The organism is Modestobacter sp. VKM Ac-2985 (assembly GCF_026967925.1).
Lineage (GTDB): Bacteria > Actinomycetota > Actinomycetes > Mycobacteriales > Geodermatophilaceae > Modestobacter.
Genome location: NZ_JAPVBI010000001.1, coordinates 1,419,233 through 1,436,033, shown reverse-complemented (window position 1 = coordinate 1,436,033; position 16,801 = coordinate 1,419,233). Strand labels below are relative to the sequence as shown.

At 71.4% G+C, this 16,801-nt stretch carries 15 protein-coding genes; 6 read left to right on the top strand and 9 right to left on the bottom strand.

All coding sequences use genetic code 11. The features are described 5' to 3' along the window. The first annotated feature begins 4 nt into the window (after window positions 1-4). Window positions 5-3,979: an alkaline phosphatase D family protein gene (locus O2V61_RS06770; protein ID WP_269182538.1), complete on the top strand. Its 3,975-nt coding sequence runs from the start codon at window positions 5-7 to the stop codon at window positions 3,977-3,979. Window positions 3,980-4,047: 68 nt separating this feature from the next. After that, window positions 4,048-7,146, top strand: coding sequence for a cellulase family glycosylhydrolase (locus O2V61_RS06765; protein WP_269182537.1), 3,099 nt, complete (start codon window positions 4,048-4,050; stop codon window positions 7,144-7,146). A 36-nt stretch (window positions 7,147-7,182) separates the two neighbouring features. Here O2V61_RS06765 and O2V61_RS06760 read toward each other — a convergent pair whose 3' ends face one another. The 4 genes from O2V61_RS06760 to O2V61_RS06745 form a co-directional block, all read right to left on the bottom strand. After that, complete coding sequence (locus tag O2V61_RS06760; protein WP_269182536.1) at window positions 7,183-7,479, bottom strand: hypothetical protein; 297 nt, start codon at window positions 7,477-7,479, stop codon at window positions 7,183-7,185. Between the two features lie 275 nt (window positions 7,480-7,754). Continuing rightward, window positions 7,755-8,342 (bottom strand): hypothetical protein, encoded by a 588-nt coding sequence (locus O2V61_RS06755; RefSeq protein WP_269182535.1) that lies wholly within the window; start codon window positions 8,340-8,342, stop codon window positions 7,755-7,757. 65 nt (window positions 8,343-8,407) lie between these two features. Continuing rightward, the gene (locus O2V61_RS06750; RefSeq protein ID WP_269182534.1) at window positions 8,408-8,644 is read right to left on the bottom strand and encodes a DUF3263 domain-containing protein; all 237 of its coding nucleotides are present in this window, start codon (window positions 8,642-8,644) and stop codon (window positions 8,408-8,410) included. 316 nt (window positions 8,645-8,960) lie between these two features. After that, window positions 8,961-9,452, bottom strand: a complete 492-nt coding sequence (locus O2V61_RS06745; protein WP_269182533.1) for an SRPBCC family protein — start codon at window positions 9,450-9,452, stop codon at window positions 8,961-8,963. A gap of 249 nt (window positions 9,453-9,701) precedes the next feature. On the opposite strand from O2V61_RS06745, the gene O2V61_RS06740 reads away from it, so the two are divergent. Next, window positions 9,702-10,793, top strand: a complete 1,092-nt coding sequence (locus O2V61_RS06740; protein ID WP_269182532.1) for a heparin lyase I family protein — start codon at window positions 9,702-9,704, stop codon at window positions 10,791-10,793. A 36-nt stretch (window positions 10,794-10,829) separates the two neighbouring features. On the opposite strand, the gene O2V61_RS06735 is transcribed toward O2V61_RS06740, so the two are convergent. From O2V61_RS06735 to O2V61_RS06720, 4 genes are read right to left on the bottom strand one after another with little or no spacing between them, the layout of a single operon-like run. Beyond that, a complete protein-coding gene (locus O2V61_RS06735; protein WP_269182531.1) occupies window positions 10,830-11,666 on the bottom strand; it encodes an ABC transporter ATP-binding protein in 837 nt (278 codons plus the stop codon). Further along, window positions 11,663-12,715, bottom strand: a complete 1,053-nt coding sequence (locus O2V61_RS06730; protein WP_269182530.1) for a FecCD family ABC transporter permease — start codon at window positions 12,713-12,715, stop codon at window positions 11,663-11,665. Before O2V61_RS06730 ends, O2V61_RS06735 begins: the two co-directional genes overlap by 4 nt. Further along, window positions 12,712-13,755, bottom strand: coding sequence for a FecCD family ABC transporter permease (locus O2V61_RS06725; RefSeq protein ID WP_269182529.1), 1,044 nt, complete (start codon window positions 13,753-13,755; stop codon window positions 12,712-12,714). Before O2V61_RS06725 ends, O2V61_RS06730 begins: the two co-directional genes overlap by 4 nt. After that, window positions 13,752-14,777: an iron-siderophore ABC transporter substrate-binding protein gene (locus tag O2V61_RS06720; protein WP_269182528.1), complete on the bottom strand. Its 1,026-nt coding sequence runs from the start codon at window positions 14,775-14,777 to the stop codon at window positions 13,752-13,754. Before O2V61_RS06720 ends, O2V61_RS06725 begins: the two co-directional genes overlap by 4 nt. Window positions 14,778-14,919: 142 nt before the next feature. Between O2V61_RS06720 and O2V61_RS06715 the strand changes: the two genes are divergently transcribed. The 3 genes from O2V61_RS06715 (at window position 14,920) to O2V61_RS06705 (ending at window position 16,335) form a co-directional block, all read left to right on the top strand. After that, on the top strand, window positions 14,920-15,399 hold the full coding sequence (locus O2V61_RS06715; RefSeq protein ID WP_269182527.1) for a DUF2505 domain-containing protein: 480 nt from the start codon (window positions 14,920-14,922) through the stop codon (window positions 15,397-15,399). Window positions 15,400-15,497: 98 nt separating this feature from the next. Beyond that, the gene (locus O2V61_RS06710; protein WP_269182526.1) at window positions 15,498-15,890 is read left to right on the top strand and encodes a hypothetical protein; all 393 of its coding nucleotides are present in this window, start codon (window positions 15,498-15,500) and stop codon (window positions 15,888-15,890) included. Window positions 15,891-15,939: 49 nt separating this feature from the next. Continuing rightward, complete coding sequence (locus tag O2V61_RS06705) at window positions 15,940-16,335, top strand: hypothetical protein (RefSeq protein ID WP_269182525.1); 396 nt, start codon at window positions 15,940-15,942, stop codon at window positions 16,333-16,335. Here the strand turns inward: O2V61_RS06705 and O2V61_RS06700 are convergent. Then, entirely contained in the window at window positions 16,323-16,781 is a 459-nt protein-coding gene (locus O2V61_RS06700; protein ID WP_269182524.1) for a DUF5313 family protein, read from the bottom strand. The two genes, O2V61_RS06705 and O2V61_RS06700, sit on opposite strands and share 13 nt — an antisense overlap. Window positions 16,782-16,801 lie beyond the last annotated feature (20 nt).

Below are 16,801 nucleotides of genomic sequence, written 5' to 3'. Positions count from 1 at the left end.
CCGGATGGCCATCGCACTCCAGGGCTCCCCGACCACCGCCGAGAACGCCGGCAACTCCGTCACCGGCCTCGTCCCTGGCGGCACCGCTGCTGGTGAGCACCTGCTCGCCCAGGTGTCCGCCGAGATGGCCTCCGCCATCCCCACCCAGACCGGCTGGACGCGGATCGCCACCAGCTTCGAGGGCACCGTCTCCGTCGCCCTGTTCATCCGGCAGGCCACCACCTCCGAGCCCGCCTCCTACACGTTCAGCGGCCTGCCCTTGGGCGGTCACTCCGTGCAGATTGCGCGCGTCTCCGGCATCGACCCGACCAACCCGCTCGACGCGGCCGGGATCAGCTTCGTCACCGGCGGCGCCGCCACCACCATCACCGCCCCCGCGCTGAGCACGGTCACCGCCAGCACCGTCATCCTCTACGGCCTCGGCGTGCAGTCCACCGGGGCGACCCGCACCCTCACCCCACCCGCCGGGGTCGCCCTCGTCGGCAAGGACGACGACGCGACCGCGACCGGCCGGCGCGGGTTCATCTTCGCCACCTCCCAGCCCACCGCCGGCTCCACCCCCACCCGCACCTTCACCTGCACCGCGTCCCTGCCGATGGCCGGGGTCGCGGTGGCCCTTCGCGCTGCCTCCGACGCACCCACCGGCCCCGCCGCGCCCACCGTCAACGCCGGTGCCGACACGACCCTTGTGTCCGGTGAGACGTTCTCCCGCACCGCCACAGAGAACGACAACGGCTCCGAGATCACCGCCCGCTCTTGGACGATCCTGTCCGGACCGATCGGCGCCGGTCAGGTCATCGGCAACTCGGCGACCCTCTCGTTCCAGGTGGTCACGACCGGGACGTACGTCGTCCGGTACTCCGCCACCAACGCGGTCGGCACCAGCAGCGACGACGTCACCGCCACGGTGACCGCCACCAGCGGTGGCGGCACGGCGCTCACCCCATCACTCCTGCACGCCATCAACGGGCGCGCCACCCCTACCCGCTTCTCCGCGGCCGTCGAGTGCGGCAACACCACCAGCGTCCGCATCCAGGCCGCGACCGACACCAGCTTCACCACCGGTCTCGTGACTGGCTCGGCCAGCAGTGCTGTCGTGCGCGGCGGTGTCGGCTGGGCACACCCTGAGGTCTCCGGGCTGGCGCCGCTGACGGACTACTTCTACCGGCTCGGGCTGGCCGACTCCAACGGTGTCGTCACCTGGACCGGGCAGGTCGGCACGTTCTCGACCGGCTCCGTCAACTCAATGGACCACCGACTCGTGTTCGGGTCCTGCCTCAACGGGTCGAGTTCCTCGGCCACGGTGGGCATGGCGACCCGGGGCGCCGACCTCGCGTTCATCACCGGCGACCTGTACTACCGCGACGGCGCCTCGCAGACCGTCGAGTCCTTCCGTGGGTCCGTCCGCACCCAGGTGCGTGCCGCTGATCTGCGGAACCTGCTGCGCAACACGCCGATCTTCGGCTACGTCCCCGATGACCACGACGCGCACACCAACGACGGCACCTACTCCTCCACCCCGACCGGGTGGACGAACTGGAACGCCATGCACCGGGAGATGTTCGCCACCGGCAGCCTCCCGACCGGGCGCGGCTGCTACGAGGCGTTCTCCTGGAAGGGCGTCCGCTACATCCTGCTCGACACCCGCTCCTTCGCCACCCCCGGCTCCACGGTCCTCGGCGCCACCCAGAAGGCGTGGCTGTACAACGAGCTCGACAACTGCCCCGACCGGGCGATCGTCATCGTCCAGGGATCCGTGTGGGCCGGTGGACTCGACGCGGGCGAAGACGGCTGGCTGGGGACCCCCGTCGAGCGCAACGAGATCGCGTCCCGGATCAAGAACTGCGGCACCCCCGCAGCCATCATCGCCGGGGACATGCACGCCCTCGCCGCCAACGACGGCTCCACGTCCCCCGGGAACGTGCCCGTCTTCCAGGCCGCGCCCCTCTACAACTCCACCAGCCACAAGGGCGGGCCCTACACCGCCGGCCCCTACCCGGGTACCGGTGTCACCGCCCAGCAGTACGGGCAGCTGGACATCGCCTTCACCGACACCGCCGTCACCTACAACTTCACCGGCTTCTCCGCTCCCTCCACGGCGCGGATCACCGAGTCCGTCACCTTCGCCTCCGCCGCCCCGGACCCGCAGCCGGAGCCGGACCCGACCGATCCCACCGGCGCCGACGTGCAGAACCTGCACCTGGGGCTCGCACAGATCGTCGGCATCTACATCGGCTCCACGCCGGTGCTCTCCGTGTGGCTGGGCTCAACGCAGGTGTGGGGCGCCGACACCAGCACCCCCACCCAGCCGACCAACCCGACGCCCTCCCCCGAGCAGCTCACCTGGGCGCCGCCGTCCGGGTGGGAGACCTACCCGACCCGCACCGTCACCGCATCCACGTCGCTCACCACCATCAGCGGTTCCGGCGACGTGCGGATCATCCTGCCCAGCACGGTCGCCGCACCCATCACCGTGTCCGGGTTCCGCAACGTCGTCATCATGGGCGGCCACATCAAGGCTCAGCCCGTCTCCCAGCTCGGCGGGGTCGACCAGCGGTGCATCTACGCCACCAACATCAGCGGCATCCTGCACATCGAGGGCGTGCTCCTGGACGGCAACGGTCGCAGCGGCGTGGGCACCGAGGCCGACGCGATCACCGTCAACGGGCCGAACACGATCGTGCAGATCCAGAACGTGCGGGCCGCCGACTTCCGTGGCACCCAGACCGGCAACCACGCCGACATCTTCCAGACGTGGCTGGGCGTCAAGGAGCTGCGGTTCGACAAGCTCACCGGCTCGAGCAACTACCAGGGCATCAAGTTCGAGCTCACCAACACCTTCGTCATCGACAAGGTCACGCTGCGGCGGGTCAACCTGATCGGCAACGACCTGACCCCGACTGACGGTGGCGGCTACTACTTCTGGATGGAGCCCGCCGAGCTCCAGCCCATCGTCTTCGACCAGGTGTGGATCCGGCCGCGCGGCACCCGACCGTTCGGGCAGTCCGTGTGGCCCGGCATCACCAACTCGACCAATGCGGCAGTCATCAACGGCTCCGGCCAGGCGACGTGGCCGACCCGCCCGCAGACCAGTGGGGTCATCAACAACGGCATCCCGCCGGCCGGTGACTTTGTGCCCGCCGGGTCGGTCGGGGTCGGCTACGTGTCCCCCGGATACGTGGGTGATCCGGTCATCACGGAGCCGACGACGACTACGACCACGGGTGGCGCGGGTGGCTCGTTCTCCGACCAGATGTTCGTGACCCACACCGACGCCGCAGGAACCGCCTCCACCGGGCACGTGTTCGCCGCGGGCCTGGACTGGACGCGCCCGGTCGGCCTGCTGGTCTACTGCGACGGGTCCGGAGAGTTCGGGCTGAACAACCCGACCTCGAGCTACCTGCTCGCCGGGGCGAACGGTCTGGTCGCGGTGGCGAAGAAGCACAACCTGCTGCTCGTCACCCCGATGGCCCCCGGCGACGAACTCCCCGACGGTGGCGGCGTCGGCTGGTACATGAACTCCAACGACGGCACCACGGTCGCGCAGAAGATCGCGTGGTCCCGGTCCATCATCGACCGCACCTACGAGCTGTACAACATCGACCTGACCCGGGTCGTGCTCGGCGGCTACAGCAGCGGCGCGCAGTGGCTCACCGAGTTCTTCGGCCCCGCGCACGCCTCGCAGATCATGGACGACGGTGTTGCGGTCGCCATCTCCTACGGCGGCTCCCCGAAGGTCACCGCTCAGCACACCGCGGCCCACAAGGCCGCGGTGCCCTACGTGTGGGACACCGGCGACCAGGACCCCGCGTGGACCGACCAGGCGTCGATCTACGGCGTGAAGGCCGGTTACGACTGGTACACCGCCGCCGGGTTCACCACTCAGCTGCACCTGGTCGCGGGCGAGGACCACTACCGCGACGGCCAGTTCGGTGCCGTCATGGACCGGGAGATCACCGAGCACGTGACACCGGCCTAGCCCACCGCTCACAGGAGCCGACACCCACCCGGGTGGACGGCCCATTCCGTCTGACCTAGGAGCATCCCGTGTCGCAGTTCGTGCTCATGTACCACCCGCAGCTCGGGAACGCCCGCGCCTCGGTGTCCGTGGCGTCGGTCGACGACCACGCGGCGGTCGGGTGGCTCCTGGTCGACGGGGTCACGCCGGCCCCGACCGCCAAGTACCTCACCCCCGCGCTCGGAGACGCCCGCTACGCGAAGATCGGCGAGGCCGGAAGCGGTCTGGACGACGCTGGCATCGCCGCGCTCGTCGCTGACGACGCCACCGACACCGGAACGGCGCTGAAGGCGGCCTCTGTCGCAGCGGTCGAGACCGAGGCGACCGTCGCCCCGACGGGAGCGTGGGACTTCACCCAGGCGCCCACGGTGGCCGGCGTGCCGATCGGCACGGACGGCGGCGCGGCGGTGTCGGACGCCTCGACCACGACCAAGGGCATCGTCGAGCTTGCCACCAACACCGAGACGACGACCGGCACCGACACGAGCCGCGCGGTCACGCCCGCCGGGGTCAAGGCGGTCGTCGACGGGCTCGCCATCCCGGCCGCCTACACCGACGCGGCGGCCGTAGGCGCCGTCGAGGCCGCCACCTCCCTGTCGCTAGGCACCGTCGACTTCCGCGCGGCGCCCACCGTCAACGGCGTCCCCTTCGGATCCACGCCTACCGGCGCCCTCACCTTCGACGACTACACCTACCTGCGCGGCGTCAACACCGCCGGTGGTGGCGGCTCACCCGAAGACGCGACCCGCGTCCCCGGCACCGTCGAGACCGACTACCACTTCAACTCGCAGGCGTTCTACGACTACATCGCCTCCCGCGGCCACACCATCGTGCGCATCGACTTCCTGTGGGAGCGCGTGCAGCCCGTCATGGGCGGCGCCCTGGACGCCACCAAGCTCGCCGAGCTCAAGGACGCCGTGCAGCGCGCCGCCAACTCCGGGCTGCTCGTGCTGCTGGACATGAAGAACTACGGGCGCCGCTGGCTGGCCGACGACACTCAGGTGGTCATGGGCGCCGGCATCACCCCCGCCCAGTTCGCTGACGTGTGGTCCCGCCTCGCCACCGAGTTCGCCAACCAGCCCGCAGCCGCCGCCTACGGCCTCATGAACGAACCCCACGACCTGCCCGGCACCGACACCTGGAAGACCCACAGTCAGGCAGCCGTCACCGCCATCCGGGACACCGGCGACACCCGCCCCATCTTCGTCGCCGGAGACGCCTGGAGCGGCGTCTGGGGCTGGCAGCAGAACAACGGCGACCCCTGGATCACCGACCCCGCCAACAACATCGTCTACGAAGCGCACATGTACCTCGACTCCGACCGGTCGGGTACCTACGAGAACGGCAAGACGTACGCCGGGGAGAACCAGAAGGACATCGACGCCGGCTGGTCCGGTGGCATCACCCAGCGCGTCACCGCCGACGCCAACAACTTCATCACCTGGCTGAGCACCCACAACCAGCGCGGGTTCATCGGCGAGATGGGCTGGCCCAACGACGAGTCCACCGCCGAGTGGAACGCCCTCGGGCAGCTCGCCCTGGACCTCCTCAACGCCGCCGGGATCGGCGTCACCTTCTGGGGCACCGGCGAGTGGATGTCCGGCGACGTCCCGCCGAACAGCTACTACAACCAGGACCTGTACCACCGGGGCGAGCAGGACCCCCAGTCCCAGACGCTGATCGTGGAAGCTGAGGGCAACCAGTCCGTACTGGACCCGTCCGCGTCGACCGGCTACAGCGATGCGGACGCTGTTGCCGCTGTGCAGAACGCCGCCACGCTCAACCTGGGCGACGTCGACTTCGCCAGCGCGCCGACGGTCAACGGTCAGCCGATCAGCAGCGGTGGCACGGTCGCCGCCGCTCTGCCGAACTGGGCGGCCAAGCTCGGCACCGCCCCCGAGACCGCGAAGGTGGCCTTCCTCGGGGACTCCACGTCCGACCCCGGCTTCCAGGAGATCGGGCAGCTCAAGACGCAGCTCGTCAACGTCCACGCCGCGACCAGCGGCGCCCTGGCCGGAGTCGTCGCCGCCAACGTCGAGATGTTCGGCATCGCCGGGCACACCTCGGAGGGCTACTGGGCTGAGGCGACGGTCGGCGGACCGGTCACCACCTTCAGCCCCGACCTGATCGTCTACAGCATGGGCATCAACGACGTCCGCTTCGGGGCCACCACGAGCACCCTCGTGTCCCGGATGATCACCGAGATCGACGCCATCCGGGCCGACCTGCCCAACGTCGACCTGATCCTGCGAATCCCGAACTCGATCTGCACCGACGGCGGCGACGGATCCATCACCAGCGCGCAGGCCCAGCAGTACAGCAACACGATGCGCAACGCCTACCTACAGCTCACCAACCGGTGGGAGCGCTGCGCGGTCTGGAACTCCCAGGACAAGGTGTTCGGACGCCGCTCCCGGACCTTCACTGCGACCGAGGGACTCATGTACGACCAGATCCACCCCTCCGGCGCTGGGATGGAGTGGGTCGCGGACTCCCTCGTCGAGGGCTACCTGGCAACGGCCACCACCACGTCCACCGCACCGCCGGTCGAACCGGAGCCCGAGCCTGAGCCGACCGGGCCGACCATCTACGCCGAGGACGACTTCACCCGCGCCAATTCGGCGTCCCTCGGCAGCGCACCGACCGGTGGAGCCTGGACCACCAAGGGCGACTGGGGCATTGACGCCAACGCCGCCGAGTACCTCGGCACCGGATCGGCGACCGGTCAGTTCCGGCACGCGACGGTGGAGGCTGGTGTCGCGGACTGCGCGGTCGAGGCGACCGTCACCCTCGGCGCGGGTGAGTCCGGCATCTGCTTCCGCATGACCGACGCCGAGAACTACCTGCTCCTGCGGTACGGCGGCAACGCGGCCAACAACTACGAGCTGTTCCGCATCGAGAACGGCGGCGGCTCCCAGCTGGCCTCCATCGCCGCGACCACCCCCGGACTTCCCGCGACGCTGCGGGTCGAACTGTCCGGGTCCACCATCACCCCCTACGTCAACGGCACCGCCCAGACGCCGGTCACCTCGACGTTCAACCAGACCGCCACGCGACACGGCCTGTGGGCCGCCGGCAACGGGACCGGCAACGCCTACGACGACTTCGCGGTCACAGCTCTGGCCTGACCCGAAGGGGGCGCTACGAGCCGGCAGGGCGACCGTTCAGCTTCTCGGCTCGCTCTCGGCGTGCAGGTTCTCCAGCAAGATGCCGCAGGGCGTCGACTGCACCCCGCGGAAGACGGCACCGAGCACCAGGCCGGTCGCAACGACCGGCGGATGCTGCACCAGCCCGTGGATGGCCACCTCTGGGGACTCGCCTCGCGAAGAGACGTTCTGGACATCACGACCCTCGTACTGCTGCCGCAGTGCGTGGATGGCTTCTGCGGCAGTGGCCTTCGTCTGCTCGTCCGTCTCGTCGATCTCGATGTCGACCTGCACCGTCACGCGGAACTTGCTCATGCTCGGGGAGTCTGTACCACGGGGGTCGTGTCGTCGCCCCGCGCGCGGGTTGGGCGACAGGGTCTGTGGCTGTGGACAGGGCTGCTGCCTGTGGACACTGTCCTCGCTCAAGCCCAGTCGTTCGGCAGGCTGGCCCCGTCGGCGAGGTCACCCGCCACCCGGCTACGTCATCCCGCCCCGCGGTCCGGTAGCCGGCCGCTGCAGCGCCACCGACACAACGGAGCCCCGTCCGTCAGCATCCAGCTGGCGGGCGGGGCCTTCGTGCGTTCGCGCGGTCAGACGGAGCAGCGCTCGACGAACATCTCCTGGCTCAGCTCGCGGTCCTGCAGGGCCACCATCGTCGGCCCATCACACACGTACGTCAGCGCATCCACCGTCGTCGAGAACGACGGCAACGACTCCGGCCGCACCGAATCCGTGCCCTCCGGCCCCCAGAACACTGGGGCGAACCCCGCCGCCAGGTCGTAGGCCAGCTCGGGCACGTAAGTGTCGGTGCTGTACGTCGACGTCACGCCCAGCACAAGGCTGAGCGCCTCCGGGTCGAACCGGAACTCCGTCTGCGCCTCGACCAACGAGTTGGACTTGACCAACTCGTTGGACAGGGCCTCCTGGTTGTTGGTGAACACCTGTCCGAAGATCGTCCGCACGAGCGCCTGTTCAGCTTCCGGCGAAAGCGCCGACGTGGAGGCCGGGGTGGGTGTCGACGATGCGGTCGACCTGGGCGTACTGGACGTGGCCGCCGCCGTGGACGTGGTGGCCGGCGCCGAACTGGCCTCGGCGACGCTCTCCTCGTCCTCGCCGGAGCCGCAGCCGGCCAGGCCAAGCAGACCGACGGCGGTCAAGGTCACTGCTGTGCGCTTCATGCGTTCTCCCCCGTGCGTGATGGCCGGACGGTACCGGCCGCTTCCCCGCCCGTGCCTCTACTGCCCTACCTAGACCCGATCGAGCGACGCCGCCGCTCGCGCAGGCGCCGAAGCCGGCCAACGACGACGGGCCGGGCGGCGAGCGCCTCGGGACGATCGAGCAGGGCAGTGACGCGCTGGTAGTGACGCACGGGAGTCGTACCGAAGAGCCGTTCGATCGCCTCGTCCTTCGCCCCCCGGTGTCGCCACCACTGGTCCTCGAAGTCGAGGACGGAGAGCTCTTCAGCGGTCAGGTCAGGCACGGCGGGCGACGGTAGACCGGGGTACCGACAGAACCGGCCCGCTGGCCGCCAGTGGTAGCAGCAGCGGTAGCACCAAGCGCGCACAGCACCGGACGATCCTGGACGGCCCGGGCCGCAGGAAGCCCGGAACGGCGGGGATCTCGCACCGATCTGGACGGGCCTGCACGGCCGGCCGGGCGACTCATAATCCCTGGGTCGTGGGTTCGAGCCCCACCCGCCCCACCACCAGGCAGTACGCGGGTACGGGATCCCGTGACCGGGCGCGCCGAGCAGCCGCTGAACGCCGTCGAAGGTCTTCGTTGCTGACTGCGGCAGATCAGTTCTGCCCTTCGCGGACGTCCTTGCCCCGTTCGGCGAACTCCTTGAAGTCCTGCATGTGCTGTTGCGACTGCTTGCGGAAAGAGCCGGGCATGAGCAGCCCGACCAGTCGCATCAGCAGACCGCTGAACCGGTACTCGCTCTCGCTCTCCCAGAGCGTCGTCCTTGGATCGGCTTCGGTCAGCCGATCGCGCACGACGCTCCACATTCCCGCGCCGACGATCTCGCGGCCGAAGTGGACGACGATCCCCTCGGGGATCCCGTGCAGGTCTGCCGGATCCCGGCGTGTGATCGTCTCGGTGACCTCGATCTCCCGCTGACCCGACTGCATCACGACCCGCGACGTGGTCCCGAGCTGCCCGTGTGTCCCACTCAGCGGTTCGTGCAGCACCAGGCCCCGCAGCCACTTCGGGAAGTGTGCCGGGTCGGCGAGCAGCTGGGCCACGCCCTCCCGCGGCAGGGCGATCTCGATCGAGTTGGTGTGCTTCATGGCGCGCTCCTCAGGTGTGGGACGACATGCCGTTCCTGCTGCTCGTGATGCTCCTCGGCGAGCACGGGCCGCCCCAGCTTGCCGACATGGCGCCCGACCCCCGTCATCGGTGTGGACCGGCACCGAACGGTCCCGCGCCCGTCACCGTCTCACCCCGACGGGGGCTCCGTTTCCTCCCGGACCCAGCCGATACCTCTATCGCCACCCGTCCGGGCGTGGCTCGCCTCCACGCCTGAACAGGACCCCCCGATGTCGCTCTCCCCCACCCGCCGGGCTGCCGTCGCCGGCACGCTCGCGCTGGCCACCCTGCTCACCGGCTCCACCGTCGCGAACGCCGCCCGCGAGGAACGTCCGACCGCCGTCAGCAGCGCTGAGTCCGACGTCCAGGTCACCACCGCGGCCTCGCGCGGCCAAGCCAACAAGAAGCCCAAGGCCACCGAGTCGCCCGCGCCCACCACCAGCGCACCCGTGGAGGAGCCGCCTCCCGCCACGTCGTCTCCGGCGCCCATCGCCACACCCACCGCGACACCGGAGCCGGAGCCGACACCGACACCGACTCCCGAGCCGACACCAGAGCCGACCCCCGAGCCAGCGCCGGAGCCGACCGTCGAACCGCAGCCGGCCACCGGTGGCCGTGGGCCCGCCGGGAACACCGTGCTCTGGTCCGACGACTTCGAGCGCGGCCTGGACTGCGGCGTGTGGGTGCACGTCCAGAACCACGAGACCGCGGCGTCGTCCAGCCTGTGCCCCGGGTGGGCGGCCGAGGGCTCGCCCACCCGCACGACCTTCCCCACCATCGACGGGAACCGGGTCGCCCGGTTCGAGCTGCGCCAGGGCGACCGGTCCGCGGGCGGAGAGCGCTCCGAGCTGTCCCCCTCCTCCGCCGACAGGTCGGCCACCGCCCTCACCGAGGGGTTCGAGGGCTGGTTCCAGCAGCGGCTCATGGTCGACCCGTCCATGCAGCAGGAGCAGAACGGCCGGTTCTACATCCTGACCCAGTGGCACACCGGGATCTCCTCCCCCGCCATCACCCTCGGCCTGTCCGACGACAACGACCTGCTGTTCCGCGTCGGCATGGAGGGCAAGAGCCAGGTCCTGGTGCCCGCCGGCGAGTTCCAGCTCGGCGAGTGGTTCGACGTCAACGTGCACTTCGTGATGTCCAACGACCCGGCCACCGGCGGCGCCGAGGCGTGGGTCGACGGGGTGCAGCGCGCCGGCTGGCAGTACGGCCGCACGATGATGGACTCCGGGTCCTACCTGAAGATCGGCCAGTACCGCGACTCGCAGGCCGCCACCGGGATCACCTACGTCGACGACGTCGTGCTCTCCACCAACCGCTGACGACCGCCGCCCCTGCCCACCGACGAGCCCGGCGGGTCAGCTCCCGGGAGTGCCCTGCAGGACGTCGGCCCGCGGGGCGGTGTGGTGGCGGCCCATCGGCAGCATCAGCGGCTTGCCCGAGGTCGGGTCGACGATCACCTGGCTCTCCAGGCCGAACACCGCCCGCACGCACTCCTCGGTCAGCACGTCCGCCGGCTCCCCCGCCGCGTGGATCCGGCCGCCGGACAGCGCGACCAGGTGGTCGGCGTACCGGGCGGCGAGGTTCAGGTCGTGCAGCACCATCACGATCGTCGTCCCGCGGGCCCGGTTCAGGTCGGTCAGCAGGTCGAGCACCTCGATCTGGTGGGCCACGTCGAGGAAGGTCGTCGGCTCGTCCAGCAGCAGCACGTCCGTCTGCTGGGCCAGCGCCATGGCGATCCACACCCGCTGGCGCTGCCCACCGGAGAGCTCGTCGACGGCCCGGTCGGCCAGCGGCGTCGTCTCGGTCGCGTCGAGCGCGGCCGCCACCGCGGCGTCGTCCGCCGCGCTCCACCGGGAGAACACCCGCTGGTGCGGGTGCCGTCCCCGGCCGACGAGGTCGGCGACCGTGATCCCCTCCGGCGCGATCGGCGACTGCGGCAGCAAGCCCAGCGTCCGGGCCAGCTCCTTGGCCGGCAGCCGGTGGACCGCCTTGCCGTCGAGCAGCACCCGCCCGCCGCGCGGGGCCAGCAGCCGCGACATCGACCGCAGCAGCGTCGACTTCCCGCAGGCGTTCGCCCCGACGACCGCGGTGATCCGCCCCGGCGGCACGAGCAGGTCCAGCCCCTCGATCACGGTGCGGTCGCCGTAGGCCAGCGTGAGGTCCTCGGCTGCCAGGGAGTGGATGGCGGTCACAGGGAGCCTCCGGTGCGGTTGCTGCGGACGATCAGGTAGATGAGGTACGGCGCCCCGAGCACCCCGGTGACCACGCCGACCGGGTAGCGGGTGCCGAACGCGTACTGGCCGCACAGGTCGGCCACGAGCACGAGCAGGGCCCCCACCAGGGCGGCCGGCACGAGCAGCGAGCCGTTCGGCCCCACGAGCCGGGCCGCGATCGGGCCCGCCAGGAAGGACACGAACGCGATCGGACCACAGGCGGCGGTGGCGAAGGCGATCAGGCCCACCGCGGCGACGATCGCGATCACCCGGGTGCGCTCGACACGGACCCCCAGTGCGGAGGCGGTGTCGTCGCCGAGCTGCAGCGCGGAGAGGTTCCGGGTCTGCCCCAACAGCACCGGCCCGAACACCAGCAGCGCGATCAGGGTCGGCACGGTGGCCTCCCAGGTGCTGCCGTTGAGGCTGCCGGTCAGCCAGCGCAGCGCTTCCGCGAAGTCCCAGGCACCGGCCTTCGACAGCACGTAGGAGGTGATGCTCTTGCACATGGCGGCGACGCCGATGCCGATCAGGATCAGCCGGGTCCCGGCGACGCCGTCCTTGAACGCCAGCGTGTAGATCAGCAGCGCCACCCCGAGCGCCGCCACGATGGCGGTGACCGACACCGCCGTACCGGACCAGCCGAGGATCACGATCGCGAAGGCCGCCGCGGCGCTGGCCCCCGAGGTGATGCCGATGACGTCGGGGCTGGCCAGCGGGTTGCGCAGCATCGTCTGGAACGTGACGCCGGCCAGGCCGAAGCTGAGCCCGGCCACCACCGCCAGGACGGCGCGCGGCAGCCGCAACCGCCCGACCGTGAACGAGGCGCCGGGCACGTCGGAGCCCAGGACGACGCGGAGCACGTCCCCCGGCGGGTAGAAGGTCCGCCCGACCATCAGCGTCACCGCGAAGGCGACGACGACGGCGACCGCGAGCACGGTGATCACCAGGCGCCGGCGGGAGGCACGGCGGACCCGCCCGCGGGCGACGGTGTCGACGGTCGAGGGCGGTGGCGAGACGACGGCGGTCACAGTTCGCGCACCTTCTGCCGGCGGACGATCGCGATGAAGAACGGAGCCCCGATGAGGGCGGTGAGGATGCCGACGTCCAGCTCGGTCGGGCGGGCCACGATGCGGCCGAGCACGTCGGCGCCGGTCAGCAGGCAGGCGCCGACGATCGCGGAGAAGGGCAGCAGCCACCGGTGGTCCACGCCCACCAGGAGCCGGCACAGGTGCGGGACGACGAGCCCGACGAACCCGATCGGCCCGGCGACCGCGGTGGCGGCGCCGCAGAGCAGGACGGAGCCCAGCGCGGCCACACCCCGGGCCAGCGCCACGCGCTCCCCCAGGCCGGCGGCGAGCTCGTCGCCCAGGGCGAGTGAGTTCAGGCTGCGCGCGGACACCAGGCTCACGGCGAGGCCCACGAGGAGGAACGGCGCCACGGTGCCGATGCCGGTGAAGGTGGCGCCACCGACGCCGCCGATCTCCCAGGACACGACGTTCTCCACGATGTCCCCGCGGGGCAGGGCGATCGCGGTGATGAAGGAGGTGAGCGCGGCCGAGGTGGCCGCCCCGGCCAGGGCCAGTTTGAGCGGCGTCGCCCCGCCCCGGCCCAGCGAGCCCACGGCGTAGACGAAGACCGCAGCGACCGCGGCGCCGACGATCGCCGTCCAGACGATGGCGGTCGCGGAGAACAGGCCGAACCAGGCGATGCCGGCGACCACCGCGAGCGAGGCGCCCATGTTGATCCCGAGCACCCCGGGGTCGGCCAGCGGGTTGCGGGTGACGCCCTGCATGACCGCACCGGAGAGCCCCAGCGCGGCGCCGACGACGACCGCCAGGACCGTGCGCGGGATCCGCTTGGTCACCGCGGCCTCGCCCATGGTCTCCGCGGAGCCACCGAGGGCCGCCAGGATCTCCGACCAGCCGACGTCCCGGGAGCCGATCGCGACGGAGGCGCCCATCAGGGCGACCAGCAGCCCGACCACGACCAGCAGCCAGAGGAACCGGACCGGCCCCGGGCGCCGCGCGGGGGCGGCGTCCGGGGCCGGGGCAGGCCGGACCGAGGTCATGCTGCCTTGTCAGCAGCCTCGGCGAGCATGGCGACGTAGTCCTCGAGCACCCAGGAGATGGCCAGCGGCGTCGGGTTCGCCGCCGTGCCCAGCGGGGTGTCCGGGAGCAGCACGATCGCACCGTTCGCGACCGCCGGGATCTGCGACAGCAGCGGGTCGGCGTTCAGCGCGTCGACCAGCTCCTGGCCGCCGTAGGTCACGATGATGTCGACGTCGTCGAAGACGTCGACCTGCTCGGCGCTGACCGTCCCGGAGAACTGCTCACTGTCGGTGGAGGCCGCCGCCACGCTGGACGGGGTGGACAGCCCGAGGTCGGTGAAGAAGGCGCTGCGGGTGTCGAACGGGGTGTAGTAGCTGACCTCGCTCAGGTCGGACGTGTCCACGTGGGTGAGGAACATCGTGGACTTGCCCTCGAGCTCGGGGTGCTCGGCGACGGTGTCGGTGATGTCCTGCTCGATGTCGGCGATGAGCTCGTCACCCTCCTCGGCCATGCCCATGCCCGCGGCGTTGACCTCGATCATCTCCCGCCACGGCGTCGCCCACGGGGCCTCCGGGTAGGCCACGACCGGAGCGATCTCGCTCAGCGTGTCGTAGTCCTCCTGGGTCAGCCCCGAGTAGGCGGCGAGGATGACGTCGGGGTCGGTGTCGGCGACCGCCTCGAAGTCGATGCCGTCGGTCTCGTCGAACAGCACCGGGGTCTCGCCGCCCAGCTCCTCGAGCCGCTCGGAGACCCACGGCAGCATGCCGTCGCCGTCGTCGTCCCCGAAGTTGGCGGCGGCCATGCCGACCGGGACGACGCCGAGGGCCAGCGGCACCTCGTGGTTGGCCCAGTTGACCGTGGCCACCCGCTCGGGCTCGGCGTCGATCGTGGTCGTCCCGAAGGCGTGCTCGACGGTGATCGGGGTGAAGTCGGCGGCGGCCTCCGTCTCCCCCTCGCCCGCCGAGGACGACGAGCAGGCGGCGAGGCCGCCGGTGAGCAGGGCTGCTGTGGAGACTGCGAGGAGTCTCGAGGCGCGACGCATGGGGTCCTTCCAGGTGGTGGTGCAGCGCTCGCCCGGCGAGCAGCTGAGGTTTGGCTAACACAACTTAGGGTGTGCTTGGTCGGTTGTCGATCACCGGGGGGTTCGCAGGGCGCGGACGGCCCGCACCGCCGACGATGGGGGCGTGCCCATCGACTCCGCCAGCACCTACTCCGCCACCCCGGACGCCGTCCTCGCGCTCCTCACCGACGAGCAGTTCCTGCGCGACCGTGCCGACGCCCTGGGCGCCCAGGTCCACGAGCTGACCGTGACCGGCACGAGCACCACCACGCGGCTGGCCGCGCCCACCGAGGGCATCCCGCCGGTGTTCGCCCGCTTCGTCGGCTCGTCGGTCTCGGTCGTCGAGCACAGCGACTGGGCCCCCGACGGCGCCGGCGGCCACCGCACCGACCTGGACGTGCGGGCCGAGGTCTTCGGCCGGACCGTCCAGGTCACCGGTGAGCGACGGCTGCTCCCCGAGGGTGCGGGCACCCGCTCGACGGTCACCGGCGACGCCGCGGTCGACGCCCCGCTGATCGGCCGGCAGGCGGAGGGGGCGGTGCGGGAGCTGGTCGCCGTGGTGCTGCGCAAGGAGGACGAGCTGCTCCGCCGTCGGCTGGGGTAGCCCGGCGAACGAGGATGCGAGCCCAGCGGCTCCTCCTTAACATCCCCGCCAGGTGCCGGCTCAGCGCAGGCCGCACCACGACCACCCAGGAGCCAGCCATGACACCCGATGACGACCTGGGTCCCGCCGACCGGCCCCCGCCACCGACGTTCGGGCTGATCCCGGCCGTCGTCGCGCTCGTCCGCCTCCCGTTCGACCTGCTCGTGCTGATCGGCTACACCGTGCGCCAGCTGCCGTTCCTCGTCCAGGACGTGCGCACCACGGCCAACGGCGTCGCGCGCCTGCTCGACCACGGTGAGCGCAGCGGTTCGCTGCGGGAGCTGATCGACTCCCTCGCCCGCGCCGCCCGGGCGGACAGCGCCGGCGCGCTCATCCAGCTGCTGCGCTCCTCCGCCGAGCTGTCCTCTGTGCAGGCCGAGCTCGAGCGCCTCCGCCTCGAGGCAGCTCGGGCGGGGAACCTCGACGTGCTCCGGAGCAGCGGCGGAGGCTGACCGGGACCACGGCGCATGACTGTCGGCGCCTGCCGCCAGGATGGTGGCCATGGTGGCCTTCTTCCTGCCGCGAGCCAGCGACGACGAGCAGGCCGAGCGGCTCTACGACGCGCTGGCCGAGTTCGCCGGCTGCGAGCCGGCGCCGCCCGGGCGGCGGGTGCGGTGGATCGTCTTCACCCAGGACGGCACCGAGTGGGTCGCCGCGGTCGGTGAGGAGCTGCGCGGCCGCCGCACCACCCAGCAGCTGCGCCGCGGGGAGCTGATCGAGCGCACCGAGGAGTTCTCCTCCCCCACCCGGGTGCTCGCCGTCTACCCGGGGACGCCGTTCGTCGTGGTCACCGACGCACAGCCGATCACCGGCACCCCCTCGGAGTGGGCGAACCCCTTCACCGCGCTGCCCGAGCAGGTCGCCTGGTTCGACGCCCCGGGGGCTCAGCGGCCCTGACGCTCCCGGTACCGGGCGGCCCGCTTCTCCGCGGCCGCCCGCCGCCGCGCGGCCTGCTGGGCGTCCCGGCCGACCTGCGCGCGGTCGCGGACCGTCTGCGCGGTGCCGACCGGGTACCCGGCCTTCTTCACCCGGTTCTCGGTCGTCTCGGTCATGTAGGCGAGGGAGAAGATCAGCCCGAGCAGCAGCCCGCCGAGGGCGGTCATGCCGCGGATCCAGAACGGGCCGGGGACGAACAGGAGCACCAGCGCGATCGGCACCGCCATCTGCACCCCTGCCCGCAGCACGTGCCGCCAGCCCCAGCTCGCGGTCGTGGTGTCGTGCAGCACCCAGCTGGCGTGCCGCGCGGGCAGCGCGCCGCCCATCGCGTACCAGAGCCAGCGCGGGAGCCCGGGCCGGACCGGCGCATCGGTGGTCCCGGGCTCACCGGACCTGCTCGTGGCCATGGCCTGCACGGTACCGACAC

Excerpts from the sequence above, each read along its gene's own strand:
- O2V61_RS06770 (WP_269182538.1), top strand. The coding sequence starts at position 5 with ATGGCCATCGCACTCCAGGGCTCCCCGACCACCGCCGAGAACGCCGGC.
- O2V61_RS06760 (WP_269182536.1), bottom strand. The coding sequence starts at position 7,479 with ATGAGCAAGTTCCGCGTGACGGTGCAGGTCGACATCGAGATCGACGAG.
- O2V61_RS06755 (WP_269182535.1), bottom strand. The coding sequence starts at position 8,342 with ATGAAGCGCACAGCAGTGACCTTGACCGCCGTCGGTCTGCTTGGCCTG.
- O2V61_RS06745 (WP_269182533.1), bottom strand. The coding sequence starts at position 9,452 with ATGAAGCACACCAACTCGATCGAGATCGCCCTGCCGCGGGAGGGCGTG.
- O2V61_RS06740 (WP_269182532.1), top strand. The coding sequence starts at position 9,702 with ATGTCGCTCTCCCCCACCCGCCGGGCTGCCGTCGCCGGCACGCTCGCG.
- O2V61_RS06725 (WP_269182529.1), bottom strand. The coding sequence starts at position 13,755 with ATGACCTCGGTCCGGCCTGCCCCGGCCCCGGACGCCGCCCCCGCGCGG.
- O2V61_RS06720 (WP_269182528.1), bottom strand. The coding sequence starts at position 14,777 with ATGCGTCGCGCCTCGAGACTCCTCGCAGTCTCCACAGCAGCCCTGCTC.
- O2V61_RS06710 (WP_269182526.1), top strand. The coding sequence starts at position 15,498 with ATGACACCCGATGACGACCTGGGTCCCGCCGACCGGCCCCCGCCACCG.
- O2V61_RS06705 (WP_269182525.1), top strand. The coding sequence starts at position 15,940 with ATGGTGGCCTTCTTCCTGCCGCGAGCCAGCGACGACGAGCAGGCCGAG.
- O2V61_RS06700 (WP_269182524.1), bottom strand. The coding sequence starts at position 16,781 with ATGGCCACGAGCAGGTCCGGTGAGCCCGGGACCACCGATGCGCCGGTC.